Source organism: Sphaerotilus sulfidivorans, from assembly GCF_013426975.1.
Lineage (GTDB): Bacteria > Pseudomonadota > Gammaproteobacteria > Burkholderiales > Burkholderiaceae_C > Sphaerotilus > Sphaerotilus sulfidivorans.
Genome location: NZ_JACCPY010000006.1, coordinates 160,014 through 186,210, shown reverse-complemented (window position 1 = coordinate 186,210; position 26,197 = coordinate 160,014). Strand labels below are relative to the sequence as shown.

20 protein-coding genes are annotated in these 26,197 nt (G+C 69.9%); 6 read left to right on the top strand and 14 right to left on the bottom strand.

All coding sequences use genetic code 11. From position 1 onward, the window contains the following. Together HZU84_RS06300 and amyA are read right to left on the bottom strand one after the other, a co-directional pair. On the bottom strand, positions 1-237 hold a 237-nt coding region (locus tag HZU84_RS06300), incomplete at its 3' end, for a hypothetical protein (RefSeq protein ID WP_180692820.1). A 161-nt stretch (positions 238-398) separates the two neighbouring features. Beyond that, positions 399-1,886 carry an alpha-amylase gene (gene amyA / locus HZU84_RS06295; RefSeq protein ID WP_149503548.1) on the bottom strand — a complete coding sequence of 496 codons (1,488 nt, stop codon included), beginning with the start codon at positions 1,884-1,886 and terminating at the stop codon, positions 399-401. A gap of 276 nt (positions 1,887-2,162) precedes the next feature. On the opposite strand from amyA, the gene HZU84_RS06290 reads away from it, so the two are divergent. The 3 genes from HZU84_RS06290 to HZU84_RS06280 all read left to right on the top strand — a co-directional run bounded on the left by HZU84_RS06290 (position 2,163) and on the right by HZU84_RS06280 (position 4,801). Next, the gene (locus HZU84_RS06290) at positions 2,163-2,654 is read left to right on the top strand and encodes a thioesterase family protein (protein WP_180692819.1); all 492 of its coding nucleotides are present in this window, start codon (positions 2,163-2,165) and stop codon (positions 2,652-2,654) included. An 87-nt stretch (positions 2,655-2,741) separates the two neighbouring features. Then, complete coding sequence (locus HZU84_RS06285; RefSeq protein ID WP_149503546.1) at positions 2,742-3,821, top strand: glycosyltransferase family 2 protein; 1,080 nt, start codon at positions 2,742-2,744, stop codon at positions 3,819-3,821. Beyond that, the gene (locus HZU84_RS06280; RefSeq protein WP_180692818.1) at positions 3,818-4,801 is read left to right on the top strand and encodes an ATP-grasp fold amidoligase family protein; all 984 of its coding nucleotides are present in this window, start codon (positions 3,818-3,820) and stop codon (positions 4,799-4,801) included. The genes HZU84_RS06285 and HZU84_RS06280 overlap by 4 nt, the downstream gene beginning before the upstream one ends. Here HZU84_RS06280 and HZU84_RS06275 read toward each other — a convergent pair. The 7 genes from HZU84_RS06275 to HZU84_RS06245 all read right to left on the bottom strand — a co-directional run bounded on the left by HZU84_RS06275 (position 4,789) and on the right by HZU84_RS06245 (position 18,048). Then, the gene (locus tag HZU84_RS06275) at positions 4,789-7,269 is read right to left on the bottom strand and encodes a glycogen/starch/alpha-glucan phosphorylase (protein ID WP_149503544.1); all 2,481 of its coding nucleotides are present in this window, start codon (positions 7,267-7,269) and stop codon (positions 4,789-4,791) included. The genes HZU84_RS06280 and HZU84_RS06275 overlap by 13 nt on opposite strands. Before the next feature lie 30 nt (positions 7,270-7,299). Beyond that, positions 7,300-8,772, bottom strand: coding sequence for a glycogen synthase GlgA (gene glgA, locus HZU84_RS06270; protein WP_149503543.1), 1,473 nt, complete (start codon positions 8,770-8,772; stop codon positions 7,300-7,302). Then, the gene (gene glgC / locus HZU84_RS06265) at positions 8,769-10,037 is read right to left on the bottom strand and encodes a glucose-1-phosphate adenylyltransferase (RefSeq protein ID WP_149503542.1); all 1,269 of its coding nucleotides are present in this window, start codon (positions 10,035-10,037) and stop codon (positions 8,769-8,771) included. The genes glgA and glgC overlap by 4 nt, the downstream gene beginning before the upstream one ends. Positions 10,038-10,104: 67 nt before the next feature. Then, the gene (locus tag HZU84_RS06260; protein ID WP_149503541.1) at positions 10,105-11,775 is read right to left on the bottom strand and encodes an alpha-D-glucose phosphate-specific phosphoglucomutase; all 1,671 of its coding nucleotides are present in this window, start codon (positions 11,773-11,775) and stop codon (positions 10,105-10,107) included. Positions 11,776-11,860: 85 nt separating this feature from the next. Continuing rightward, a complete protein-coding gene (gene glgX / locus HZU84_RS06255) occupies positions 11,861-13,984 on the bottom strand; it encodes a glycogen debranching protein GlgX (protein ID WP_149503540.1) in 2,124 nt (707 codons plus the stop codon). A 20-nt stretch (positions 13,985-14,004) separates the two neighbouring features. Next, positions 14,005-16,308 (bottom strand): 1,4-alpha-glucan branching protein GlgB, encoded by a 2,304-nt coding sequence (gene glgB / locus HZU84_RS06250; protein ID WP_149503539.1) that lies wholly within the window; start codon positions 16,306-16,308, stop codon positions 14,005-14,007. A gap of 48 nt (positions 16,309-16,356) precedes the next feature. Then, positions 16,357-18,048 (bottom strand): alpha-glucosidase, encoded by a 1,692-nt coding sequence (locus HZU84_RS06245; protein ID WP_149503538.1) that lies wholly within the window; start codon positions 18,046-18,048, stop codon positions 16,357-16,359. A gap of 327 nt (positions 18,049-18,375) precedes the next feature. Here HZU84_RS06245 and HZU84_RS06240 point away from each other — a divergent pair, with 327 nt between their 5' ends. After that, the gene (locus HZU84_RS06240; RefSeq protein WP_180692817.1) at positions 18,376-19,398 is read left to right on the top strand and encodes an acyltransferase family protein; all 1,023 of its coding nucleotides are present in this window, start codon (positions 18,376-18,378) and stop codon (positions 19,396-19,398) included. 15 nt (positions 19,399-19,413) lie between these two features. Here the strand turns inward: HZU84_RS06240 and HZU84_RS06235 are convergent, their stop codons facing one another. From HZU84_RS06235 to HZU84_RS06220, 4 genes are all read right to left on the bottom strand, one after another. Next, a complete protein-coding gene (locus HZU84_RS06235; protein ID WP_244954480.1) occupies positions 19,414-19,650 on the bottom strand; it encodes a hypothetical protein in 237 nt (78 codons plus the stop codon). Positions 19,651-19,795: 145 nt separating this feature from the next. Continuing rightward, complete coding sequence (locus HZU84_RS06230; RefSeq protein WP_149503536.1) at positions 19,796-20,791, bottom strand: DMT family transporter; 996 nt, start codon at positions 20,789-20,791, stop codon at positions 19,796-19,798. 15 nt (positions 20,792-20,806) lie between these two features. Then, the gene (locus HZU84_RS06225) at positions 20,807-21,673 is read right to left on the bottom strand and encodes an AraC family transcriptional regulator (RefSeq protein ID WP_149503535.1); all 867 of its coding nucleotides are present in this window, start codon (positions 21,671-21,673) and stop codon (positions 20,807-20,809) included. Between the two features lie 16 nt (positions 21,674-21,689). After that, positions 21,690-23,948 carry an arginine/lysine/ornithine decarboxylase gene (locus tag HZU84_RS06220; protein WP_149503534.1) on the bottom strand — a complete coding sequence of 753 codons (2,259 nt, stop codon included), beginning with the start codon at positions 23,946-23,948 and terminating at the stop codon, positions 21,690-21,692. Between the two features lie 182 nt (positions 23,949-24,130). On the opposite strand from HZU84_RS06220, the gene HZU84_RS06215 reads away from it, so the two are divergent. Together HZU84_RS06215 and HZU84_RS06210 are read left to right on the top strand one after the other, a co-directional pair. Then, positions 24,131-24,607 (top strand): NfeD family protein, encoded by a 477-nt coding sequence (locus HZU84_RS06215; protein WP_149503533.1) that lies wholly within the window; start codon positions 24,131-24,133, stop codon positions 24,605-24,607. After that, positions 24,607-25,581, top strand: coding sequence for an SPFH domain-containing protein (locus tag HZU84_RS06210; RefSeq protein ID WP_149503532.1), 975 nt, complete (start codon positions 24,607-24,609; stop codon positions 25,579-25,581). Before HZU84_RS06215 ends, HZU84_RS06210 begins: the two co-directional genes overlap by 1 nt. On the opposite strand, the gene def is transcribed toward HZU84_RS06210, so the two are convergent. Continuing rightward, complete coding sequence (def, locus tag HZU84_RS06205) at positions 25,533-26,075, bottom strand: peptide deformylase (RefSeq protein WP_149503531.1); 543 nt, start codon at positions 26,073-26,075, stop codon at positions 25,533-25,535. The genes HZU84_RS06210 and def overlap by 49 nt on opposite strands. Positions 26,076-26,197 lie beyond the last annotated feature (122 nt).

Here is a 26,197-nt window from a genome sequence, read left to right as displayed (position 1 = left end):
GCGCAGGTCGTCCTCGGCGATGCTGATGCCGCGCTCGACCGAGGGCAGATCCAGCACCAGGTACTCCATCGTGACCGACTCGGGCGACTGGAAGCGGCGGGCGTTGGCCGCATCGTCGTAGTAGGCCCGCACCGAGCAGCTCGCCCAGCTCGAGCGCCACGCCCGCCTCGAGGCCCGCCTGGCCCAGCTCCAGGCCGAGCGCGACCGCCTCGAGGGCGAGCGGCTCAGGCAGCGCATGCGCGAGCGGCGCGCGGGGGGGATGGCGGCGGCGGCGGGCGGTGCGCGTGGGCCCTCGCGTTCGCGAGGGTGACGGGAGAGGTGCGGGGGTGGCGGAATTGGATGCCGTCATCCCCGCGCAGGCGGGGACCCACGCAGGCCACGGCCGGCGGCTGCGGCCGTCAGGCCTGCGCCACCCACACGCTCACGCTGCCGCCATTCACCCGGAACACCCCTCGCCCCTGCTCATCCAGCACCACCTCGTCCTGGCGGTGGCCGAGGAAGTCGGTCCAGACCTGGCCGGCGTGGTCGGGGCCGAGCGTGATGTCGCGCCCGGCCTCGCTGCCGTTGGCCAGCACCACCACGCAGCCGGGCTGCTCGGCCGTGCCGTGGCGCACGAAGCCGATGCAGCCGGGCTCGTCGAAGTGGTCGCTCTGCGGGCCGTGCGCGAAGCGCTGGCGCGCCTCGATGAGCCGCGGCAGCGTCGCGATGGCCGGCATCTGCACCCGGTGCACCTGCCCGTCCGCCCCGGTGTCCTCGTACTCGGCCCCGTACAGGTCCGGGTGGAACACGCACGGCACGCCCTGCTCGCGCAGCAGGATCAGCGCATACGCCAGCGGCTTGAACCACGGCTCCACCGGGGATTCGAGCGCCTGCAGCGGCTGCGTGTCGTGGTTGTCGACGATCGTGACCGCGTGCTCGGGCAGCGAGGCCACCAGGCTGCCGTCGAAGATCGTGCGCAGGTCGAAGTCGGCGCCGGCGCGCGCCGCGTCATGGAAGCGGTGGTGCAGCGCCACGTCGAACACCGCCAGCTGCCGGTCGGTGCGCTCGATGTAGGTCGCCAGCGCGTCGAAGTCCGGGTTCCAGTACTCGGCCACGACGAAGATGTCCTGGCCGTGCGTCTCGCGCATGTGCCCGACCCAGTCGCGGATGAACCAGGCCGGGATGTGCTTGGCCGCGTCCAGCCGGAAGCCGTCGCACGCCACCTGCTCGCCCAGCCAGCGCCCCCAGAACTTCATCTCCTCGTACACCGCCGGGTTGCGGAACTCGATGTCGGCGCCCATCAGGTAGTCGAAGTTGCCGCCCTCGTCGTCGACTTCCCGGTTCCAGTGCTCGTCGCCGTGCTCGTTGACGATGCGGAAGATGCCCGCCTCGTCCGGATCGCGGATCGCGTCCACCCCGGTGAAGCACGCCGCCGTCCACTCGAAGCGCGAGTGCTGCCCCGCCCGACCGGGGAATCGGAACACCGTGTAGGCGCCGGCCTCGAAGATCTCCGGGTCGATCTGGCGGCGATCCTCGGGATCCACCCGCTGCACCCGCACCCGCTCCATGTCGTCGGCGCCCATCTTGTGGTTCATCACCGCGTCGTGCAGCACCCTCAGGCCCGCCTCGCGCAGCGCCCGCGCGGCCCGCTCCAGCCCGGCGCGGTCGCCGTACTTCGTCCCCACGCTGCCCTTCTGGTCAAATTCGCCCAGGTCGAAGAGGTCGTAGGTGTCGTAGCCCACCGAGGCGGCGCCGCTGGCGCCCTTGCTCGCCGGCGGCAGCCACACGTCCGTGAGCCCCAGCCGCGCCAGCTCCGGCGCCCTCGCCTGCACCTCGCCCCACAGCTGCCCGCCGCCTGGCGTGTACCAGTGGAAGAACTGGATCAGGGTCCTGTGGGGCGTCGTCATGGGCGGGGGTTCTCCGTGATGCAGGAAGGGTTGATGACCTCCCGCCATTGGAGGCGCCCGCCCCCGCCCCGCTCATCAGCGTCCAGCCCCTGACTCTGTCGGAGAAGGCCGGCTTCTGCGGCCACCCTCCCAACGCCCTTCTGCCGTCATGCGCGCCCCCTTCCCGTCATCCCCGCTAAGGCGGGGACCCACGCAGGGCACAGCGCATGTTCACCGTGGGCCCTCGCCTTCGCGCGGGTGACAGGCGAACACGCGGCCAACGGGGGAAACTGCCGCATGACCCCCGACGCCCCCCCCACCCCCCGCACCCCCGCCGAGCAGGCCCGCCTCCACCTCGCCCTCACCGAGCTGTGGGAGCAGCGCCTGAGCTTCAACCAGCTCCTCGGCCTCAAGGTCGATTCCCTCGACCCCGACCACCCTCGCCTGCGCCTGGACATGCGCCCCGAACTCGTCGGCCACTTCCTCTACGGCCGCCTCCACGGCGGCGTCATCTCCGCCGCCCTCGACGCCGCCGCAGGCTTCGCCCTCACCCTGGCCATCGCCCGCAAGCACCCCCACGAACCCTCCGACCAGATCCTCCAGCGCTTCTCCCGCGTCGGCACCATCGATCTGCGCGTCGACTACCTCCGCCCAGGCCTGGGCGCTCACTTCATCGCCTCCGCCGAGGTCACTCGCCTCGGCGGCCGCGTCGCCTCCTCCCTCATGCGCATGCACAACCACGACGGCTTGCTCATCGCCACCGGCGCTGCGGCTTATGTCGTGAGCTAGGGTCTGTCTGCTCTGGCCGGCCGCTGGATACGGCAGCGCACCGCGCGATGAACGGACTTTCTTGAAACAGGATGTATCCTTGCGTCCATGCGGGTTTCCATCCTGATCAGCAGCCACAACTACGCACGCTTCCTGGGTGAAGCGATCGACAGCGCGCTGGCGCAACGTGATGGCGGGCCCGACGGCCTGCCGGTGCCCGAGGTGGAGGTGATCGTCTGCGACGATGCCTCCAGCGATGGCTCCGATGCGGTGATCCGGCGCTACGGCACGCGCATTCGCCACTGGATCAGCCCGGACAACCGCGGGCAGGCCTCGATGATGAATGCCGCGATGGCGCTGTCCACCGGTGACTGGGTGCTGTTCCTGGACGCGGACGACCGGCTCGAGCCCCAGGCCCTGGCGCATTGCCTGAAACGGCTGCGCGCCGAGCCCGACGGCGGACGCGACGTGGCCAAGATCCAGTTCCTGCTGCGCTGCGTCGACCGCGAGGGCCGCTGCATGAGCCGCACCATTCCCTATCTGATGCACGATGGCGACGTGCGGCCGCTGATCCGGCGCTTCGGCAGCTACGGCGGACCGCCCTCGAGCGGCAATCTCTACCGCCGCAGCGCGATCGCGCGCTATTTCCCGCTGGTCGAGGCGGACTGGCGGCGTGCCGCCGACACGCCGCCCTTCATCCTGGCGCCCTTTCATGGCCGGGTGCTGGGCATCGACGAGGCCCTGGGGGCCTACCGCATTCATTCCGGCGCCAATCGTGCCCGCGGCTGCTTCGGCAACATCGCCGCCCGCCATGCCGACACGCTGCGGGTGGATCTGCACCGCCGCGAGGCGTCGCTGGCGCTGCTGGCGCGCCACGGCGGCGAGCGCATCGAAGGCCCCTTTCTGCCGGCGCCGTGGAACCTGCGCACCCGGGTGCTGTCCTGGCGCACCGAGCCGCAGCGCCATCCCTACCGGCATGACGACGCGCTGCGCCTGCTGCGGCTGCAGGCGCGGTCGCTGCGCGAATGCCCGGGCTACACCCGGCCGGAACGCTATGCCTCGCAGCTCTGGCTGATGGCGATGCTGGTGGCGCCGACGTCGCTGGCCAGCCGGATGGCGGTGACCAACACCTCCGGCCGGCTCAGACGCTGGCTGCGTCGGCTCCGGCCGGACACGGCCGCCGCATGAACGCGGGCTCCGCTGCAGGCGCCCCGCCAGGTGCTATCGACCGCCTGCGCCATCTGGGCCGGCGCCTGCGCGGCTTTCATCGGCCGGATCTGTGGCTGGCGCGCCGGATCGGCCGGGTGCTGCCTGACCGGCTCTATCTGGCGGTCGGCCATCTGATCTACTTCGGCCGCTGGCCCGACTACCGACAGCCGCGCAGCTTCAACGAGCACATCCAGGCCTACATGCTGCGCTGCCGCTCGCCGCTGCTGCAGCTCGCGGCCGACAAGGCCGCCGCCCGGCAGTGGGTGATCGAGCAGGTCGGCGACACGCATGTGCTGCCGCAGCTCGGTCTGTGGACCCACGCCGAGGCGGTACCGCTGCGCACGCTGGCGCGCCCCTGCGTGCTCAAGCCGACGGTGGGCAGCGGCCGCGTGATCTTCCTGCGCGAGAACGATCCACCGCTGGACGCCGCCGTCGAGGCCGCGCTGCGGCTGGAGATGCAGCGCTGGCTCGACACCGACTTCAGCCGCCAGAGCCGCGAGTGGTGCTATTCAGGCCTGCGCGGGCGCATTCTGGCCGAGCCGATGCTGAACGATCCGAGCGAGCCCGGTGGCATTCCGCCGGATCACAAGATCTATGTGATCGGCGGTGCGGTGCGCTTCATCCAGGTCGACCGCGGCCGCTTCGGGCGGCACACCCGCAATCTCTACGACACCGACTGGCGGCTGCTGCCGGTGCGGCTGACGCTGGACAACCATGCGCCCGACCCGCGCCCGGCCGAGCTTGACGCGATGATCGCGCTGGCGCTGAAGCTGGCCGCGCCCTTCGAGTTCCTGCGCGTCGATCTGTATCTGTGCGAGGGGCGGCTGATCGTCGGCGAGCTGACCAGCTATCCGGGCGCCGGCTTCGAGCGCTTCATGCCGTCGGACTTCGCGCTGGAGCTGGGCGCGCACTGGACACGCGCGATGCGCGCCCGCCCCGACGATCATCAGCCCGCGTGAGGTGCCGCGGCCGGCACGATGACCGGCCGGGTATGCCAGATCTCGTGCGCGTACTCCGCGATGGTGCGGTCCGACGAGAACAGCCCCATGCCGGCGATGTTGAGCACCGCACGGCGGGTCCACTCGTCGGCGTTGCGGTAGAGCGTGTCGACCCGGTCCTGCGTGGCGACATAGCTGGCGTAGTCGGCCAGCAGCAGATAGTGGTCGCCCCAATTCACCAGCGCGTCGAAGATCGGCTGATAGCGGCCGGGATCGTCGGGGCTGAAGACGCCGTCGCGGATCGCGTCGAGCACCGCGCGCAGCTCGGCATCGGCCTCGTAGATCGCGCGGGGCTGATAGCCGCGGGCGCGGATGTCGGCCACCTCGGGCGTGGTGTGGCCGAAGATGAAGATGTTCTCGTCGCCGACCTGCTCGCGGATCTCGACATTGGCGCCATCGAGCGTGCCGATGGTCAGCGCGCCGTTGAGCGCGAACTTCATGTTGCCGGTGCCCGAGGCCTCGGTGCCGGCGGTGGAGATCTGCTCGGAGAGATCCGCCGCCGGAATGATGACCTCGGCCAGGCTGACGCTGTAGTTCGGGATGAAGACCACCTTCAGCCGGCCGCCGACACGCGGGTCGTTGTTGATCACCCGGGCGATGTCGTTGGTCAGCTGGATCACCAGCTTGGCCATGCGGTAGGCCGAGGCCGCCTTGCCGGCGAACACCACCACGCGCGGCACCCACTGCGCGTCCGGATTGGCCAGGATGCGCTGGTAGCGGGTGACGACATGCAGCAGGTTGAGCAGCTGGCGCTTGTATTCGTGGATGCGCTTGACCTGCACGTCGAACAGCGCGTCCGGATTCAGGTCGATGCCGAGCTGCTTGAGCACCAGGCGGCCGAGCCGCTCCTTGTTCTGTCGCTTGACCTTGCGCACCGCGCCCAGGAAGCCCGGCAGGTCCAGCGCATGGCGCAGGCTGTCGAGCTGGTCGAGCTGACGCCGCCAGCCCCGGCCCAGACGCTGGTCGAGCAGCGCCGCCAGCCCCGGATTGGCCTGCGCCAGCCAGCGCCGCGGCGTGACCCCGTTGGTCTTGTTGTTGAAGCGCTCGGGCCAGAGCTGCGCGAAGTCGCGGAAGATCGAGGCCTTCATCAGGTCGGAGTGCAGCGCCGAGACGCCGTTGATCGAATGGCTGGCCACCACCGCCAGATAGCCCATGCGCACCCGGCGCTCGCCGGCCTCGTCGATCAGCGAGACACGGCGCAGCAGGTCCGGATCACCGCCGCCACGCTGGGCCACGCCGCCGAGGAAATGCGCGTTGATGTCGAAGATGATGCGCAGATGGCGCGGCAGCACCCGGCCGAGCATGTCCACCGGCCAGGTCTCCAGCGCCTCGTGCATCAGCGTGTGGTTGGTGTAGGAGAACACCTTCTGGCAGAGCTGCCAGGCGTGTGTCCAGGGCACGCGGTGCTCGTCGACCAGCAGCCGCATCAGCTCGGGGATGGCCAGCACCGGGTGGGTGTCGTTGAGGTGGATGCTGACCTTGTCGGGCAGCGCCTCGAAGCCGGTGTGGGTGCGCAGGTAGCGGCGCAGCAGGTCCTGCAGGCTGGCCGAGACGAAGAAGTATTCCTGGCGCAGGCGCAGCTCGCGCCCGGAGGCGGTCGAGTCGTCCGGATAGAGCACCCGCGAGACGTTCTCGCTGTGGTTCTTGGTCTCGACCGCGCCGAAGTAGTTGCCCTGGTTGAAGGCGCGGAGATTCATCTCCTCGGTGGCCTTGGCCGACCACAGCCGCAGCGTGTTGGTCGCCTCGGTGCCGTAGCCGGGAATGATGGTGTCGTAGGCCATCGCCAGCACATCGTCGGTGCCGACCCAGCGCACCGTGTCGCCGTGCTGCTCCAGATGGCCGCCGAAGCGCACCCGGAACTGCACCTCGGGACGCGGGAATTCCCACGGGTTGCCGCCGGTCAGCCAGTAGTCGGGCACCTCGACCTGGCGGCCGTCGACGATGGTCTGGCGGAACATGCCGTAGTCGTAGCGGATGCCGTAGCCGAAGCCCGGCACGCCCAGCGTCGCCATCGAGTCGAGAAAGCACGCCGCCAGCCGACCCAGGCCGCCGTTGCCCAGCGCCGCATCGGGCTCGAGATCGAGCAGCTTGTCGGCGTCGACATCGAGCTCGGCCAGCGCCTGGCGGATCACCGGCATCAGCTCGAGCGCCAGCACCGCGTTGGTGAAGGTGCGCCCGATCAGGAACTCCATCGAGAGGTAGTAGACCCGCTTGACGTCCTGCGCGTACTGCGCGCGGGTGGTCTTCATCCAGCGCTCGACCAGGTGGTCGCGCACCGCGTGCGACACCGCGTGCAGCCAGTCCTCGGGACGGGCCGACACGGGATCCTTGCCGACGGTGTACATCAGCTTGGTCGAGATGGCGCGCTTGAAGGCGCCGACGTCACGGGCAAGCTGCTCGTACTGGTGCTCGAACTGGGTCAGGTCCATGGGAATGATCGGGCGAAGAGGGAGAGATCGTCAGGCGCTGACCTGGCGGTAGAGCGCCTGGTAATGGCGCGCGGCGGCCGTCCAGCCGAAGTCCTGCCGCATCGCGCGCTGCTGCACGGTACGCCAGTCGGCCGGGCGACGGAACAGCGCCGCGGCCCGCTCGGCGGCCCACAGCAGCGCGCCTGCGGAAAATTCGTCGAAGACGAAGCCGGTGGCGTCGCGGTCGAGCGTCTCCAGTCGCGTGTCGGCCACGGTGTCGGCCAGGCCGCCGACACGGCGCACCAGCGGCAGCGTGCCGTACTTCAGGCCGTAGAGCTGGGTGAGCCCGCAGGGCTCGAAGCGCGAGGGCACGGCGATCGCGTCGCTGCCGGCGATCAGCCGGTGCGCGAAGCGCTCGTCGTAGCCGATGCGCACCGCGATGTCGCCCGGATGGGCAGCGGCGGCTTCCGCGAACGCCGTCTCCATCCAGGCGTCGCCGCTGCCCAGCATCGCGAACTGCCAGCCCAGCGCGCGCAGGCCCGGCAGGGCTTCCAGCACCAGGTGCAGGCCCTTCTGCTCGGTCAGGCGGCTGACGATGCACAGCAGCGGGCGTGCCGGATCGACCGTCAGGCCGAGCTCCTGCTGCAGCGCCGCCTTGCAGGCGGCCTTGCCGTCGAGCGCATCGACGTCGTAGTTCGCTGGCAGCAGCGCATCGGTGGCCGGATGCCAGACCGCGTCGTCGACGCCGTTGAGAATGCCCGAGAGGTCGACGCCGCGGGTGCGCAGCAGCCCGTCGAGGCCGCAGCCCTGCTCGTGGCCCTGGATCTCGCGCGCATAGGTCGGGCTGACGGTGGTGATGCGGTCGGCGAAATACAGCCCGCCCTTCATGAAGCCGAGCTGGCCGTGGAACTCGACGCCGTTGACGCCCCAGAAGTCGCTGGGCAGGCCCAGCTCCTGGAAGTGATGCCCGGCGAAGCCGCCCTGGTAGGCCAGGTTGTGCACCGTGAAGACGCTGCCGGCGAAATGCTGGTGGCGCGCCTGCTGTGCCGCACGCAGATAGACCGGTGCCAGGCCGGCATGCCAGTCATGCGCATGCAGCACCGTCGGATGCCAGAAGGGATCGAGTCCCTGCGCCAGCTCCGCGGCGACCCAGCCCAGCAGCGCGAAGCGCAGATGGTTGTCGCCGTACGGGTGGCGGTTGGCGTCGGCATACGGCCCGCCCGGACGGCGGTAGTAGCCGGGCGCATCGATCACATAGGCGGTGACGCCCTCGCCCACCGCCGGCAGCCGGCCCCACAGCAGCCGCGTGCCGCCACTGCCCCAGTGCAGCGCCGGCGGCGGCTGCAGCTCGGCCACGACCACCGCCTCCTGCAGCCCGTCCAGGATGGCGTCGAAGCCGGGCAGCAGCACCCGCACCTCGTCGCCGAGCGCGGCCAGCGCCGGCGGCAGGGCGCCGGCGACATCGGCCAGACCGCCGGTCTTGAGCAGCGGGAAGATCTCGGCACAGACCTGCAGGACTCTCATAGCGCGGCAATCATCCTGCGGGTCACCAGGACCACGCCGTTGTCGGTGCGGAAGAAGCGCTGGGCATCCAGTTCAGGATCCTCGCCGATGACCAGGCCGTCGGGCAGCCGGCAGCGCCGGTCGATCACCACCTTGCTCAGGCGGCAGCCACGGCCGATCTGCACATCGGGCAGCACCACCGCCTGGTTGATCTCCGAGAAGGAGCGCACCAGCACGTTGGAGAACAGCACCGAGCTGCGCACCGTCGCGCCCGAGACGATGCAGCCGCCCGAGACCAGGCTGTCGATCGCCTGACCGCAGCGGCCCGGCTCGTCGTGCACGAACTTGGCCGGCGGCAACTGCTCCTGGTAGGTCCAGATCGGCCAGTCGCGGTCGTACATGTTCAGTTCGGGCGTGGTCGAGGCCAGATCGAGGTTGGCCGCCCAGTACGCATCCACCGTGCCGACATCGCGCCAGTAGGCGCGCGAGTACGGCGGGTTGGCGATCGCCGACATCGAGAACGGGTGCGCCAGCGCCTGGCCTTCCGAGACCGCCTTCGGGATCAGGTTCTTGCCGAAGTCGTGCTCGGAATCCGGATCGGCCGCATCCTCCTCGAGCAGGCGGTAGAGATAGTCGGCGCTGAACACATAGATGCCCATGCTCGCCAGCGAGGTGTTCGGATCGCCCGGCATCGGCGGCGGATCGGCCGGTTTCTCGACGAACTCGACGATGGCGCGGTTCTCGTCGATTGCCATCACGCCGAAGCCCTTGGCCTCCTCGCGCGGCACCTCGATGCAGCCGACCGTGACGCCCCGGCCGCTGGCGGCGTGGTCGGCCAGCATGATCGAGTAGTCCATCTTGTAGATGTGGTCGCCCGCCAGCACGACGATGTACTCGGGCGGGGTCGAGTTGCGGATGATGTCGAGGTTCTGGTAGATGGCGTCGGCGGTGCCGCGGTACCAGGATTCCTCGTCGACGCGCTGCTGCGCCGGCAGCAGGTCGACGAACTCGCCCATCTCGTTGCGCAGGAAGCTCCAGCCGCGCTGCAGGTGGCGCAGGAGCGAGTGCGACTTGTACTGCGTGATGACGCCGATGCGGCGCATGCCGGAGTTCATGCAGTTCGACAGCGCGAAGTCGATGATGCGGAACTTGCCGCCGAAGTGCACTGCCGGCTTGGCGCGCCGGTCGGTCAGGTCCTTCAGGCGCGAACCGCGGCCACCGGCCAGGACCAGGGCAAGCGTGCGACGTGCCAGCGTGCGGCTTTCTGTGTAGCGGGTGATGTCCATGAGGCAGGTCTCCTTGTGCTCTGCTTGCTGTGTGCTGGTGAGGAACGGGAACAGGCGGGATCAGGTGTCAGGTGATGACGGTCGGCGCGGTCTGGCCGGAGAGTTCGCGGATGCGCGCCACCGTGTCGGCCAGCGCGATCAGGTCGGCCAGCGCGTCCTGGGTCGGACGGTCGTGGTCGCCGTCGGCCGGCTCGAAGCGCTCGAGGTAGACGCGCAGCGTCGCACCCTCGGTGCCGGTGCCCGACAGGCGGAAGACCACCCGCGAGCCGCCAGCCAGGATCAGGCGCACGCCCTGACGGCTGGAGACGGAGCCGTCGACCGGATCGGTGTAGGAGAAATCGTCGGCCTGCGCGATTTCCAGCGCGCCGAAGCGCCGGCCCGCCAGCGTCGGCAGCTGTTCGCGCAGCGCCGCCATCAGCGCGTCGGCGCGCTCGGTCGGGATGCCTTCCCAGTCGTGGCGCGAGTAGTAGTGGCGGCCGAAGCGCTTCCAGTGCGCGCGCACCAGCGACTCGACCGATTCGCCGGTCGCCGCCAGCAGGTTCAGCCAGAACAGGATGGCCCACAGGCCGTCCTTCTCGCGCACATGGTTCGAGCCGGTGCCGTAGCTTTCCTCGCCGCAGAGCGTGGCACGGCCGGCGTCCAGCAGATTGCCGAAGAACTTCCAGCCGGTCGGCGTCTCCCAGGCCGGAATGCCCAGCGCCTGCGCGACCACGTCGGCGGCCTGCGAGGTCGGCATCGAGCGGGCGATGCCGGCCAGGCCGTCGCGGTAGCCCGGCACCTTCGTTGCATGCGCGGCCAGCAGCGCCAGGCTGTCGGAGGGCGTGACGACGAAGTCGCGGCCCAGGATCATGTTGCGGTCGGCGTCGCCGTCCGAAGCGGCGCCGAAGTCCGGGGCACCGGCGCCGCTCATCGCGGCGATCAGCTCGGTGGCGTGGGCCGGGTTCGGGTCCGGGTGATGGCCGCCGAAGTCCTCCAGCGGCTCGCCGTTGACCACCGTGCCGGCCGGCGCGCCCAGCAGGCCCTCGAGCACCGCGCGGGCGTAGGGGCCGCTGATCGCGCCCATCGAGTCCATGCGCATGCGCCCGCCCCGGGCGAACCAGGCGCGCATCGCGTCGAAGTCGAAGAGCTTTTCCATCAGCTCGGCGTAGTCGGCCACCGGGTCGATCACCTCGACCGTCATGCCGGCCAGCGCGGTGGTGCCGAGCCGGTCCAGGTCCAGATCGGCTGCGCCCTCGAGCGTGCGGTACCCGGCGATGTCGCGGGTGCGGGCGTAGATGGCCTCGGTGATCTTCTCCGGGGCCGGACCGCCGTTGGCGATGTTGTACTTGATGCCGAAGTCGCCGTCCGGGCCGCCAGGGTTGTGGCTGGCCGACAGGATGATGCCGCCGTAGGCGCCGTGCTTGCGGATCACCGCGCTGGCCGCCGGCGTCGACAGCAGGCCGCCACGGCCCACCATCACGCGGCCGACGCCATTGGCGGCCGCCATCTTCAGGATGGTCTGCACCGCCACCCGGTTGTGGAAGCGGCCATCGCCGCCCACCACCAGCGTCTGGCCCGCCAAGGGGCCCACCTGCTCGGGCAGGATGTCGAACAGCGCCTGGACGAAGTTCTCGAGGTAGTGCGGCTGCTGGAAGACGGTGACCTTCTTGCGCAGGCCGGAGGTGCCGGGGCGCTGGCCGTCGAACGGCCGGGTGGAGACGATCTGGACGGTCGGTGCGTTCGGTGCGGTCGAGGTCATGGAAGCGTTCGGACTCATGGAATGAAGCTGGAGAACATTGTGCGCGGAGGCTGTGCGGCGCGAACTGCGGCGATCCCCGATGCGTTCACCGATCTGCGGCCTCGCTGCGATGGATCAGCAGCGCACGCGCCGGCAGCACCGCGACCGCGCCGGCGGCCAGCGCGGCGGTCTCGGGGTCGGGCGCGCCGCCCGGGCGGCTGCTGTCGAAGAGCGCTACCCAGCGCCGGCCCGGGCCCGGGTCGGGCAGCCGCGCCTCGCGGGCGATGTGCTGCGGATGCACCGACACCAGCACCGCCTGCGCATCGGCCGCCGCCTGCAGGCGGATCAGCAGCGTGCGGTCCTGGCAATCGCCCCAGTCGCCGTCGTGCATCGCACGGCCGGCCGGATGCCACCAGAGCACATCGGTGCAGCCCTGCGCATCGGGCGTGCCGCGCAGCCAGCGGCCGATGCGCAGCGAGGCCAGCGTCTGGCGCCAGTGCCCGAGCCGGCGCGCGGTGGCCAGCAGGTCATCGTCCTGCTGCGGCCAGTCCAGCCAGCTGATCGGGTTGTCCTGGCAGTAGGCGTTGTTGTTGCCCTGCTGGCTGTGGCCGATCTCGTCGCCGGCCAGCAGCATCGGCGTGCCCTGCGACAGCCACAGCGTCGCCAGCAGCGCCCGCTGCAGGCGCGCGCGCAGCGCGAGCACCGCGGCATCCTGCGTCGGCCCCTCCACGCCGCAGTTCCAGCTGCAGTTGTGGTGGTGGCCGTCGCGGTTGTGCTCGCCGTTGGCGTGGTTGTGCTTGTGGTCGAAGCTGACCAGATCGCGCAGCGTGAAGCCGTCGTGCGCGGTGATGAAGTTGATGCCGGCGGTCGGCGCGCGGTGCTCGTGGCGGAACTGCGCGCTCGATCCGGCGAAGCGGTGCGCGAAGATGCCGCGGTCGCCTGCATCGCGCAGCCACCAGGCCCGGATCGTGTCGCGGTACTGGTCGTTCCACTCGCTCCAGCCCGGCGGGAAGGCGCCGAGCTGATAGCCGCCCGGGCCGATGTCCCAGGGCTCGGCGATCAGCCGCACCGAGGCCAGCACCGGATCGGCGCGCAGCGCGGCGAAGAAGCCGGCCTCGCGGCTGAAGGCGCCGTCGCGCCCGCGCGCCAGCACCGGCGCCAGATCGAAGCGGAAGCCGTCGACGCCATAGGTCTCGACCCAGTGGCGCAGCGAGCCGGCCACCAGCTCGACCATGCGCGGCTCGGCCAGATTCAGGCAGTTGCCGCAGCCGGTCCAGTTCTCGTAGAGATCGGCGCGGCCCTCGGCCCGGCGCAGGTGGTAGGCGCGCGCATTGGCCAGCCCGCGCAGCGACAGCGTCGGGCCCAGCTCGTCGGTCTCGGCGCTGTGGTTGTAGACCACGTCCAGCACCACCTCCAGGCCGGCGGCGTGCAGGTCGCGCACCATCTGGCGGAACTCGCCCTCGGGCGTGGTGCCGGGGCGGCCGCTCCAGTAGCGCGGCTCCGGCGCCAGGAAGCCGATGCTGGAATAGCCCCAGTGGTTGGACAGGCCCAGGCGCTGCAGCCGCTCCTCATCGGCCCGCGCGTGCACCGGCAGCAGGCTCAGCGTGGTCACGCCCAGCGCCTGCCAGTGCGCGATCATCGCCGGATGCGCCATCGCGGCGTAGCTGCCGCGCAGCTCGGCGGGAATGTCGGGATGGCGCATCGTCGTCGAGCGCACATGCGCCTCGGCGATCACCACCCGGTCGGCAGGATGGCGCGGGCGCTCGGCCGGATCGACCTTCGGCGTCGGCGCGACCACCCGTGCCTTCAGCGCGACCGCGGCGTTGTCGCGCGTGTCGGGCTGGCGCACGTCGGCGGCATCATGGCCGTGATAGAGGCTCAGGTCGACGCCTGGCCCGCCGTAGGTGCCGACCACCGCCTGCGCCCACGGATCGAGCAGCACCCGGGCCGGATTGAAGCGGTGCCCCTCGCGCGGCGCCCAGGGCCCGTGCGCGCGCAGGCCGTAGACCGTGCCCGCGCCCAGCCCTTCGCCCAGCAGCCGGCCATGCCAGACACCGTCGGTGCAGCATGGCAGCCGCACCCGCGCCTGTTCCACCTGGCCGTCCGCATCGAACAGGCCGACCTCGACCGCCGTCGCGTCCGGCGCCCACACCGCGATGTCCAGCCCGCCCGCGACCGGCGTCGCGCCCAGCGGCGCCGGCCGGCCCGCCTCGATCCTCACGACCTTCATCGCCCGATCCGACCGATCCGTCAATCGATCACCAGCATCACGGTGGCCAGCGGCGGCAGCGTCATGACGATCGACTGCGCCTGGTCCTGCCACGGCAGGGCCTCGCTCTCGAGCACGCCGTTGCCGACGCCCGAGCCGCCGTAGACCGCCTGGTCGGTGTTGATCAGCTCGCGCCAGGCGCCGGCCTGCGGCACGCCGATGCGCCAGCCGTGGCGCACCACCGGCGTCAGGTTGCAGATCACCAGCACCCGCGAGGCGTGGCCCGCCTCGTCGGGCGCGGCACGGCGCTCGAAGACGATCACCGAATGCTGCGCGTCCTCATGGCTGACCCAGGCGAAGCCGTCGGGCTGCACATCGCGCTGGTGCAGCGCCGGATAGTGGCGCAGCACGCTGTTGAGGTCACGCACCAGGCGCTGCACGCCGGCATGCGGCGCCTGCTCGAGCAGCGGCCAGTCGAGCTGCGCGGCCTCGTTCCACTCGTTCCACTGCGCGAACTCGCAGCCCATGAACAGCAGCTTCTTGCCCGGATGCCCCCACATGAAGCCGAGATAGGCGCGCAGGTTGGCGAACTTCTGCCAGTCGTCGCCGGGCATCTTGCGGATCAGCGAGCCCTTGCCGTGCACCACCTCGTCATGCGAGAGCGGCAGCACGAAGTTCTCGCTGAACGCGTACATCAGCGAGAAGCGCAGCTGGTCATGGTGATGGCTGCGGTAGACCGGATCACGCGAGAAATAGGCCAGCGTGTCGTTCATCCAGCCCATGTTCCACTTGTAGTGGAAGCCCAGGCCGCCGGACTGCAGATCCTGCGAGGGCGGACGCGTCACCAGCGGGAAGGAGGTCGACTCCTCGGCGATCATCACCGCCTCCGGGCGCTGCGTGCCGACGATGAAGTTGGCGCGGCGCAGGAACTCGATCGCCTCGAGGTTCTCGCGGCCGCCATGGCGGTTGGGGATCCACTCGCCGTCGCGGCGGCTGTAGTCGCGGTAGAGCATCGAGGCCACCGCATCCACCCGCAGGCCGTCGATGCCGAAGCGCTCGATCCAGTACAGCGCGTTGCCGACCAGGAAGTTGCGGACCTCGGTGCGGCCATAGTTGTAGATCAGCGTGTTCCAGTCCTGGTGGAAGCCCTCGCGCGGATCGGCATGCTCGTAGAGGTGCGTGCCGTCGAACTCGGCCAGCGCGAAGGCGTCGGTCGGGAAGTGGCCCGGCACCCAGTCCAGGATCACGCCCAGCCCGGCCGCGTGCGCCGCATCGACGAAGGCGCGGAAGTCCTCCGGCGTGCCGAAGCGCGAGGTCGGCGCGTAGAGGCCGGTCGGCTGATAGCCCCAGGAGCCGTCGAAGGGATGCTCGTGCACCGGCAGCAGCTCGATGTGGGTGAAGCCCAGATCGCGCACATAGGGCACCAGCTGCTCGGCCAGCTCGCGGTAGCTGAGCCAGCGGCCGTCCTCGCCGTGCCGCCACGAGCCCAGATGCACCTCGTAGACCGACACTGCCGCGTCCAGCGCATTGGCCTGGCGGCGCGTCTCGTCGATCGCCACGCCGGGCAGCAGGCGCTGCACCACCGAGGCGGTCTGCGGCCGCACCTCGGCGCGGAAGGCGTAGGGGTCGGCCTTGACCCGCACCACGCCGTCGGCGCCCAGCACCTCGAACTTGTAGAGATCGCCCTCGCCGACCTGCGGCACGAAGATCTCCCACAGCCCGCACTCATGGCGGCGGCGCATCAGGTGGCGCCGGCCGTCCCACTGGTTGAAGCTGCCGACCACCGAGACGCGGCGGGCGCTCGGCGCCCAGACCACGAAGCGGGTGCCGCCGGTGCCCTCGTGGATCTGCGGATGCGCGCCCATCCACTCGTAGGGCCGGTGGTGCGTGCCCTCGGCCAGCAGGTAGAGATCGGTGTCGCGGATCAGCGGCGCGAAGCGGTAGGCGTCGTCGACCACCACCGGCTCGAGCGCGCGTCCCTCGGCATCGGTCCAGCGGATGCGCAGCCGGTACTCGAACGGGTTGCGCCGGCGCGGCACCGCGCCGGTGAACAGCGCGCTGCTCTCCTGACGTGTCAGCGCGCACAGCCGCCGGCCCAGCGCGTCGAGCAGTTCGACCTCGGCTGCACCGGGCAGCAGCGCACGCACCACCAGCGCGGTGCCGGTGTGATGCATGCCGAGCACCGCGAACGGATCGCCGTGGTCGGCGCGCATCAGCGCGTCCAGCGTCGCGGCATCGACCCGGCCGGTCTCGGGCACGGCAGCAGGCGCGGTGCCAGCCGTCTGGGATTTCTTCTTCGCAGGGGCGGCCGGAGCCGGGGACGGAGCGGAGGTCTTGCGGGGCATGGGGCGAGAAGAAGCGAGAAGAAGCGAAAAGAAAGCGGTGAGCGGAAGTTATGCGGTCGCCAGGGCAACCGCTGCACCAAGCGGATCGATCTGCAGGCGCAGGCCATCGGCGCCAAGCCGGGCCGAGGCGCCCAGCGGGGTGCCGGTCTGCAGCGCGACCCCCTGCCAACCGGCAGGAAGCAGCAGCTCGACCGGTTGATCCGAGGTATTGAAGGCCAGCAGCATGCACTCCTGTGGTGCACCCGTGGCGTCAGCAGGATCAAGCCGGCGCTCGAACATCAGCACCGATTCGGGCGCATCGACAAAGCGGATCGAGCCCTCGCGCAGCAGCGGCGTGGCGCGGCGCCAGGCCAGCAGCGCCTGCGCGGTCTTCAGCACCGAGTCCGGCGCGGCCTGCTGGCGGTCGACCGCACGCGCCTGCTGCGCCGCGCTGACCGGCAGCCAGGGCTCCACCGTCGAGAAACCAGCCTGTGCCTCGTCGGCCTGCCAGGGCATCGGCGTACGGCAGCCGTCGCGGCCCTTGAACTCCGGCCAGAAGGCCAGGCCGTAGGGATCCTGCAGCCGCTCGAAGGGCACATCGGCCTCGGGCAGGCCGAGCTCCTCGCCCTGGTAGAGGCAGACGCTGCCGCGCAGCGTCAGCAGCATCGCCAGCTGCAGCTTCGAGCGGCGGTCGTCGGGCTGGCCGTCGCTCGACCAGCGGCTGGCCACCCGCGGCACGTCATGGTTGGAGAAGGCCCAGCAGCCCCAGCCGCCGGTGCGCGCGATCTCGCGCTCGAGCTTCTCGACCTCGGCGCGCAGATGCGACGGCGCGCAGTGGGCGGTCAGCAGGCTGAAGCTGTAGGCCATGTGCAGGCGGCGCCCGGCCTCGGTGTAGTCGGCCATCAGCGGCGGCGCGTTCTCGTCGCCGACCTCGCCGATGCTGGCCGCGCCGAAGGCATCGAGCACGCCGCGCAGCCGCTCCAGGAACGCCAGGTTCTCGGGCCGGCTCTTGTCGTGCAGGTGCTGCTGCATCGCGTAGGGATTGTCGGCGCGCACCGTCGAGACCTCGCCGCCGCCGGCTGGCGGGTTGTCGCGCAGCTGCGCGTCGTGGAACTGGTGGTTGCACGCGTCGAAGCGGAAGCCGTCGACGCCCTTCTCGCACCAGAAGCGCACCTCGCCGAGCAGCGCGTCCTGCACCGCCGGGTTGTGGAAGTTCAGGTCCGGCTGACTGGAGAGGAAACTGTGCAGGTAGTACTGGCGCCGGCGCGAGTCCCACTGCCAGGCGCTGCCGCCGAAGACGCTGAGCCAGTTGTTCGGCGGCGTGCCGTCGGGCCGGGCATCGGCCCAGACATACCAGTCGCTCTTCGGGTTGTCGCGGCTCAGGCGGCTTTCCTGGAACCAGGCGTGCTGGTCGGAGGTGTGCGAGAGCACCTGGTCGATCATCACCCGCAGGCCGAGCTGGTGCGCGCGCGCCAGCAGCGCGTCGAAGTCGGCCAGCGTGCCGAAGATCGGGTCGACATCGCGGTAGTCGCTGACGTCGTAGCCGAAGTCCTTCATCGGACTGCGGAAGAAGGGCGAGATCCAGATCGCGTCGACGCCGAGCGACGCCACATGCTCCAGCCGCGCGGTGATGCCGGGCAGGTCGCCGATGCCGTCGCCGTTGCTGTCCTGGAAGCTGCGCGGGTAGATCTGGTAGATCACCGCGCCGCGCCACCATGCATCCCCGGACGGGCTCGCGCTGGGCAAAGCCGGATTTTTCATTTTCTGAATCATGCGTTTCATCTTGCCATGTAACCGTGACGGAACCCATCCTGAGGAAGACCCGGCTGTTCCGATTTGCGGCAGAGCAATCCAAGCAAGTGGCATGCCTCGACATCTCTTCCGTTTTTTTCCGGGTTGCGGCCCGGGTGGGCTGCCGGGCCCATGAATGGATGATTCGTGACTTAACTTGCATCTGGTAACTTCTGTGCGCGTGAATTTTTCGCGCAAGCACCAGAAACCGCATCGTTGCCAGTCACCATGCCAGGAACATCCAGTCCCTCCGGACAAGCCACCGATCAGGCGCGCCAGACGCATCCAGCGCATCGCGTGCCTCAGGTCGATCCGCACCGACAGGACTGGGTCGACATCGCGCGCGGACTCTGCATCCTGGCGGTCGTCGGCTACTGGGCCACACGCAGCCTGCATGCCAGCGATGGCACCGCCAGCTGGCTGGGCTATCTGAGTGCCGCGATGCAGCCCTTCCGGATGCCGGACTTCTTCCTGCTGTCAGGCCTGTTCATGGCGCAGGTCATCCGCAGGCGCTGGCCGCATTTTCTCGATCGCCGGGTGCTGCATCACCTGTATTTCCTGCTGCTGTGGGCACCGATCCTGGTGATCGGGCAATGGCTGCTGGGCCAGCACCGTCCGCAAGACATGACGGATGCGCTCGCACAGCTGCTGCTGGCGCTGTGGAAGCCCCCGGCGATGCTGTGGTTCCTGCTGATGCTGCCGATCTACGCACTGGCCTCGCGCCTGCTGCAGGCGGTCTCGCCCTGGGTGGTCGGTCTGGCGGCCACTCTGATGCATCTGTTCCCGCTGCACACCGGCATTCCGGTGCTCGACTGGTTCGGCATGTACTTCGTGTTCTTCCATGCCGGCCATGTGCTGGCGCCCTTCTTCATGGCGCTGGCCGCGCGCAGCCAGGACCAGCCGCGCTGGGCGCTGCGGATGCTGGCGCTGTGGCTGCCGGCCCATCTGGTGCTGATGCTGTACAAGCCCGCGCCGTGGCCACTGGTTCAGTTCATGCTGGGCATGGTCGGCATCGCGGCGGTGGTGATGGTGTCGGCCCTGCTGTCAGGCCGCGCACCGGGCCGCTGGCTGCAGGGCGCCGGTCGCGGCTCGCTGGCGATCTATCTCGGCTTCTGGCTGCCGATGCAGGCGCTGGCGCCGCTGCTGGCCGATCTGGGCCTGCCGCTGGCCTGGCGGGCGCTGCTGCTGCCGGCTGGCGCGATCATCGCCGCGCTGGCGCTGAACCGGCTGGCGCTGCGTCACGGCGCCGCCTGGCTCTACCGGCGCCCGACGCGAGTGCGGCTGCCGGTCGATGCCGGCGATCGCCGGGTGGCGACCTGAGGACGGGGACAGGCCTCAGTGATCGTCCTCGGGCAGTTCCTCGTCGGGAACCATGCCGGCGTCGATGCTGCGGTCGAACAGCTCGATCTCGGTGAGCGCATGCGGGATCAGCGGACGGTCGAGCGGCCGGCAGACCCGGCGCTGCAGCCGGCCCAGGCGCTCCGAGCGCTCGACGGCGGCGAGAATGTCCTGCGGATTCATCATCAGGGCGAACGGGTCGGCGGGAAACGTCGTGTACTGCTGGGCGTTCATCGTGGCACTCCTGAAATCCATGGAGCCACTCTAGGACCGGGCCGGGCTGCGCACCATCGGCGCCCTGCCCGAGCGCATGTCGGAAGCTGTCCGACAGGCCGTCCGCGCCTGTCCGTCAGCGCGTGCGGGTGTCCTCAGGCCGGTGTCAGGCCGGCGTGACCGGCTGCGCATCGGCATCGGTTCCATCCGGTCCACGCCGCGGACGCACCCGCAGGGCCAGCAGCACGCCGGCCACCAGCAGCACGATGCCCGCCAGCGTGGCCGCATCCGGCCAGCGCCCGCGCAGCAGCATCGCGTAGCCCAGCGCAGCCAGCGTCTCGAACACGATCAGCTGCCCGAGCAGCGTGGTGGGCAGGCGCTGGCTGGCGGCGTTCCAGCACAGCGTGCCGACCCAGGACGCCAGCAGGCCCACCGCCAGCATCATCAGCACGAAGCGCAGCGGCTCCGGCCCGAAGGGCATGGCCACGCCCAGCCCGGCCGCGCCGGCCGGTGTCAGCGAGACCAGCCCCAGCGCGCCGTAGCCCAGCGCCGCCAGCGGCAGCGTCATCAGTCCCTGCGCGGTGGCCCAGCTGCGCGGATGGCGGTCCGGATGGGCGCGCATCCAGTCGGCATTGCGGATCGGGTACCAGGTCCAGCAGGCCACCGCAGCCAGGGCCAGCAAGGCGCCGCCCAGATAGCGGCCCGCATCCAGACTGCCCTCGGCGCGCAGCCGCTCCAGCTCGACCTGATTGACGCAGGCGATGCCGATGGCGATCAGCACCAGCGGCGGCAGCAGCTCGCGCCACGGCAGGCGCTCGCGCGGATCGCGCAGGTTCGAGCAGATGGCGATCACCACCGGCAGCGTGCCGATGATCATCGTCGGCAGCGCACCGCCCGCGCGCTGGATCGCGGCGGCCAGGCAGAGGTAGTACAGCAGGTTGCCGATGGCCGAGAGCTTGAGCGCCTCGATCCAGTCGCTGCGCTCGAGCTCGCGCAGCCGCGCGCGGTCGAACCAGGCGATCGGCAGCGCGATCAGCCCGAAGGCCAGATAGCGGCCGCAGGACAGCAGCGCGGCCGGATAGTCCGGCAGCAGCAGCGGCGTGACGAAGACCAGGCCCCACATCAGGCCAGCCACCAGGGCGCAGAGAATTCCGATCGACATGCCGGGCAGTGTCGGTCAGGCGTGCCGGCGGGGTCTTGTACCGGATTGCTGCAGCTGCTGGCGGTAGCGCGCCGGCGTCACGCCGTAGCGGCGCGAGAAGGCACGGGTCAGATGCGCCTGATCGGCCAGGCCGGTGGCCGCGGCCACCTGCGCCAGCGGCTCGCCGGCGGCGATGCGGCGCTTGGCCTCGAGCAGGCGCAGCGCCATCAGCATCTGCTGCGGCGTGGCGTGGTGCTCGCGGCGAAAGCTGCGCAGGAAATGGAAAGGGCTCAGGCCCGCGGCGGCGGCCAGCTCGTCGAGCGTCAGCGGCTCGTCCAGGCGTGCGCGCATCAGCTCCATCACCGGGCGGAAGCGCGCCGCGGCGCAGGCCTCGCGCGGCACGCCCGCGTCGCGTGCATGCGGGCGCAGGTGCTCGACCAGCTCGACGAGCAGACTGTCGAAGGCCAGCGGCTCGGCGCCCTGCTCGGCCGCGCGCCAGAGCCGATGCATCAGCGCGCTGACCGGCGCGACGGTGCGCGGATCGCGGATCAGCGCCTCGTCGAAGCGCCAGGCCGCACCGCCGCCGAGGCCGCGCAGCAGATCCTCGTCCAGATAGACCATCCGGTAGGACCAGCCTTGCGGCGTCTCGGCGCGACCGGTGTGCAGATCCTCGGGCTGCATCGCCACCAGCGTGTCCACCGGCGCGAGATGCTCGGCGCCGCGCAGCCGGAAGCGCTCGACCCCCTGGTCGATCACGCCGAAGCCGTAGGCGTCATGGCCGTGCGGCTCGAAGGCGCAGTCGACGATGGCGGCGCGGTAGAGCTCCACGCCGGCGCGATGCGCCGGGCGCAGGAACTCGGCGCGGTCGCGCGGCGAATCGAAGCGCTCCGGCACGCCTTCCATGGCCGATCCCGGCCGCTCAGGCCTTCACGCAGTCGATGAAATAGCGCTTGCGCCCGCCGCCGATGTCCTCCTCGACCAGACCGTGCACATCGGTGTGGAAGCCGGGGAAACGCTCGTTGAAGTCGCGGGTGAAGCGCAGGTAGTCGACGATGCGCTTGTTGAAGCGCTCGCCCGGGATCAGCAGCGGAATGCCCGGCGGGTACGGCGTCAGCAGCGAGGTGGTGATGCGGCCTTCGAGCTGGTCGATCTCGACCCGCTCGGTGCGGCGGTGCGCGATGTGCGCGTAGGCATCGCTGGGCTTCATCGCCGGCTCGACATCCGACAGATAGACCTCTGTCGTCAGGCGCGCGATGTCGCCCTCGGCGTAGGCCTTGTGGATGAGCTGGCACAGGTCCTTCAGGCCCAGACGCTCGTACATCGGGAACTTGCCCGCGAACTCGGGCAGCACGCGCCAGATCGGCTGGTTGCGGTCGTAGTCGTCCTTGAACTGCTGCAGCGCGGTCAGCAGCGTGTTCCAGCGGCCCTTGGTGATGCCGATGGTGAACATGATGAAGAACGAATACAGGCCCGTCTTCTCGACCACCACGCCGTGCTCGGCCAGGTACTTCGAGACGATCGAGGCCGGAATGCCGGTCTCGGCGAAGTCGCCCGAGACATCCAGTCCGGGCGTGATCAGCGTCGACTTGATCGGGTCGAGCATGTTGAAGCCGGCGGCCAGATCGCCGAAGCCGTGCCAGCTCTCGTTGGCCTGCAGCACCCAGCCTTCGGCGCGACCGATGCCGTCGGCGGCCAGCGCCGGCGGGCCCCAGACCTTGAACCACCAGTCGTGGCCGAACTCCTCGTCGACCTTGCGCATCGCGCGGCGGAAGTCCAGCGCCTCCTTGATGCTCTCCTCGACCAGCGCGGTGCCGCCCGGGGGCTCCATCATCGCCGCGGCGACGTCGCACGAGGCGATGATCGCGTACTGCGGGCTGGTGGAGGTGTGCATCAGGTAGGCCTCGTTGAAGAGGTGGCGGTCGAGCTTCTGCTCCTGCGCGTCCTGCACCAGCACCTGCGAGGCTTGGCTGATGCCGGCCAGCAGCTTGTGCGTCGACTGGGTGGCGTAGACCATCGCCTGCTTCGGGCGCGGGCGGTTCTTGCCCATCGCGTGGTAGCTGCCGTAGAACTTGTGGAAGGCGGCGTGCGGCAGCCAGGCCTCGTCGAAGTGCAGGGTGTCGATCCAGCCGTCCATCATCTGCTTGATGGTCTCGGTGTTGTAGAGCACGCCGTCATAGGTGCTCTGCGTCAGCGTCATGATGCGCGGCTTGATGCCGGTGGTGTCGACGCCGGCCAGCAGCGGGTTCTTCGCGATCTTGGCCTCGATGGCCTCGCGGGTGAACTCGGTCTGCGGGATCGGGCCGATGATGCCGTAGTGGTTGCGCGTCGGCGTCATGAACACCGGAATCGCGCCGGTCATGATGATCGAGTGCAGGATCGACTTGTGGCAGTTGCGGTCCACCACCACCACGTCGCCCGGCGCCACCGTGTGGTGCCAGACCATCTTGTTGGAGGTCGAGGTGCCGTTGGTGACGAAGAAGCAGTGGTCGGCGTTGAAGATGCGCGCGGCGTTGCGCTCGCTCTGTGCGACCGGCCCGGTGTGGTCGAGCAGCTGGCCGAGTTCCTCGACCGCGTTGCAGACGTCGGCGCGCAGCATGTTCTCGCCGAAGAACTGGTGGAACATCTGGCCGACCGGGCTCTTCAGGAAGGCCACGCCGCCGGAGTGGCCCGGGCAGTGCCAGCTGTAGGAGCCGTCGCGCGCGTATTCCATCAGCTGCTTGAAGAACGGCGGCGCCAGCCCGTCGAGGTAGCTCTTGGCCTCGCGGATGATGTGACGCGCCACGAACTCCGGCGTGTCCTCGAACATGTGGATGAAGCCGTGCAGCTCGCGCAGGATGTCGTTCGGGATGTGCTGGCTGGTGCGCGTCTCGCCGTAGATGTAGATCGGGATGTCCGGGTTGCGGAAGCGGATCTCCTCGATGAACTTCCTCAGGTTCAGCACCGCCGGGTCCAGTTCGGGGCCGGGCGTGAACTCCTCGTCGTCGATCGACAGGATGAAGGCCGAGGCGCGGCTCTGCTGCTGCGCGAACTGGCTCAGGTCGCCGTAGCTGGTCACGCCCAGCACCTCGGATCCTTCCGTCTCGATGGCCTGCGCCAGCGCGCGAATGCCCAGACCGGAGGTGTTCTCCGAGCGGAAGTCCTCGTCGATGATGACGATCGGGAAATGGAAGCGCTGCATGGCGGAAGGGTCTCCGAAGACCAGGGGGCGGTGGAACAGGAAAAAAGCGAAGGGCGAAGTGTAGGGCCAGCGCGTGACGCGACGACGATGGACGAGGCCTGCGGCGGGATGTGACGCGCATCAGGTGGCAGACCGGGCCGCGCCCCTACACTGGGACCGTCTCGGCTGGACGGGAGACTGGCATGGATGTCGATCTGGATGGTGCACGGCTCTGGTGGATCGCCTCGGGGCTGCTGCTGGCGCTGGAGCTGTTCTCCGGCACGGTCTTCCTGCTGCTGCTGGCGATCGGACTGGCCTGCGCCGGGCTGGTCGCCTGGGGCGGCGGTGCGGTCACGCTGCAGATGCTGACTGCCGCGCTGATCGGCGGTGGCGCGATGCTGGCGCTGCGCACATGGCGACGGCGTCCCCGTGGTGACGCGCCGCCGGACATCGGCCTGGTGCTCGATCGGGGCCAGGCCGTGCATGTGTCGCGCTGGCGCGCCGACGGCACCGCCAGCGTCCAGTACCGCGGCGCGCACTGGGTCGTCCGCTGCACCGACGACACCCCGGCCGCACAGGCCCAGTCCACCGGCGAATTCATCATCGTCGATGTCGAGGGCACGATGCTGCGCGTGCGCCCGGCCACACCCGCAACACCCTCAACGCCAAGGAGCCCGTGATGGATGTTCTTGCCCCGGTCATTCTGATCGTGACGATTCTCTTCATCGGCCGCGCCATCAAGGTCGTGCCCCAGCAGAGCGCCTGGGTGGTCGAGCGCCTGGGCAAGTACCACGGCACGCTCTCGCCCGGCCTGAACTTCCTGATTCCCTTCATCGACCGGCTGGCCTATCGCCACTCGCTCAAGGAAATTCCGCTCGACGTGCCCAGCCAGGTCTGCATCACCCGCGACAACACCCAGCTCAAGGTCGACGGCATCCTCTACTTCCAGGTCACCGACCCGATGCGCGCCAGCTACGGCTCGTCCGACTATGTGATGGCGATCACCCAGCTCGCCCAGACCACGCTGCGCTCGGTGATCGGCAAGATGGAGCTGGATCGCACCTTCGAGGAGCGCGAGATGATCAACGCGGCGGTGGTCAGCGCGCTCGACGAGGCTGCGCTGACCTGGGGCGTGAAGGTGCTGCGCTACGAGATCAAGGATCTGACACCGCCGGCCGAGATCCTGCACGCGATGCAGCAGCAGATCACCGCCGAGCGCGAGAAGCGCGCGCTGATCGCCGCCTCCGAAGGCCGCAAGCAGGAGCAGATCAACATCGCCACCGGCGAGCGCGAGTCCTTCATCGCCCGCTCCGAAGGCGAGAAGCAGGCCCAGATCAACCAGGCCCAGGGCGAGGCGGCTGCCATCGCCGCGGTGGCCGACGCCACCGCCGAGGCCATCCGCAAGATCGCCGCCGCCATCGAGCAGCCCGGCGGAGTACAGGCGGTGCAGCTCAAGGTTGCCGAGAAGGCGGTCGACGCCTATGCGCAGCTGGCGCAGAAGAACAACACCATGATCGTGCCCGGCCACATGGGCGAGGTCGCCGGGCTGATCGGCACCGCGATGACCCTGATGCGTGCCGGCAGCGCCGGGAGCGCGGCGGCGCCTCAGTCGTCGTCGGCCGCATCCAGGCCGGGAAACAGCACCTCGGTGTAGCCGAAGCGGCTGAAGTCGCGCACCCGCATCGGGTAGAGCGTGCCGATCAGGTGATCGCATTCGTGCTGCACCACCCGGGCATGAAAGCCCTCGGCGATGCGGTCGATCGGCTGGCCACGCTCGTCGCGGCCGGTGTAGCGGATGCGTGACCAGCGCGGCACCACGCCGCGCAGGCCCGGCACCGACAGGCAGCCCTCCCAGCCGTCTTCCTCCTGGTCGGACAGCGGCTCGATCACCGGGTTGATCAGCACGGTGGCCGGCACGGCCGGTGCGTCCGGATAGCGCCGGCTGGCACCGAAGCCGAAGATCACCAGCGCCAGATCGACGCCGATCTGTGGCGCAGCCAGGCCCGCACCCTGCACCGCCTGCATGGTCTCGACCATGTCGGCGATCAGCGCGTGCAGCTCGGTGGTGCCGAACTCGGCCTCGGTGACCGGTCGGGCCGGCTTCAGCAGTCGGGCATCGCCCATCTTCAGGATCTCGCGTCGGGTCATGGCAGCAATCGGTCAGTGTCCAGGTACGGTCGGGAACACGAATTCTTGCGCATCGGCTGTCGCCTTGACCGGCGGCTCCCCCCGCATCCGGTCGGAGAGTCAGACAAAGACGCTTACACATT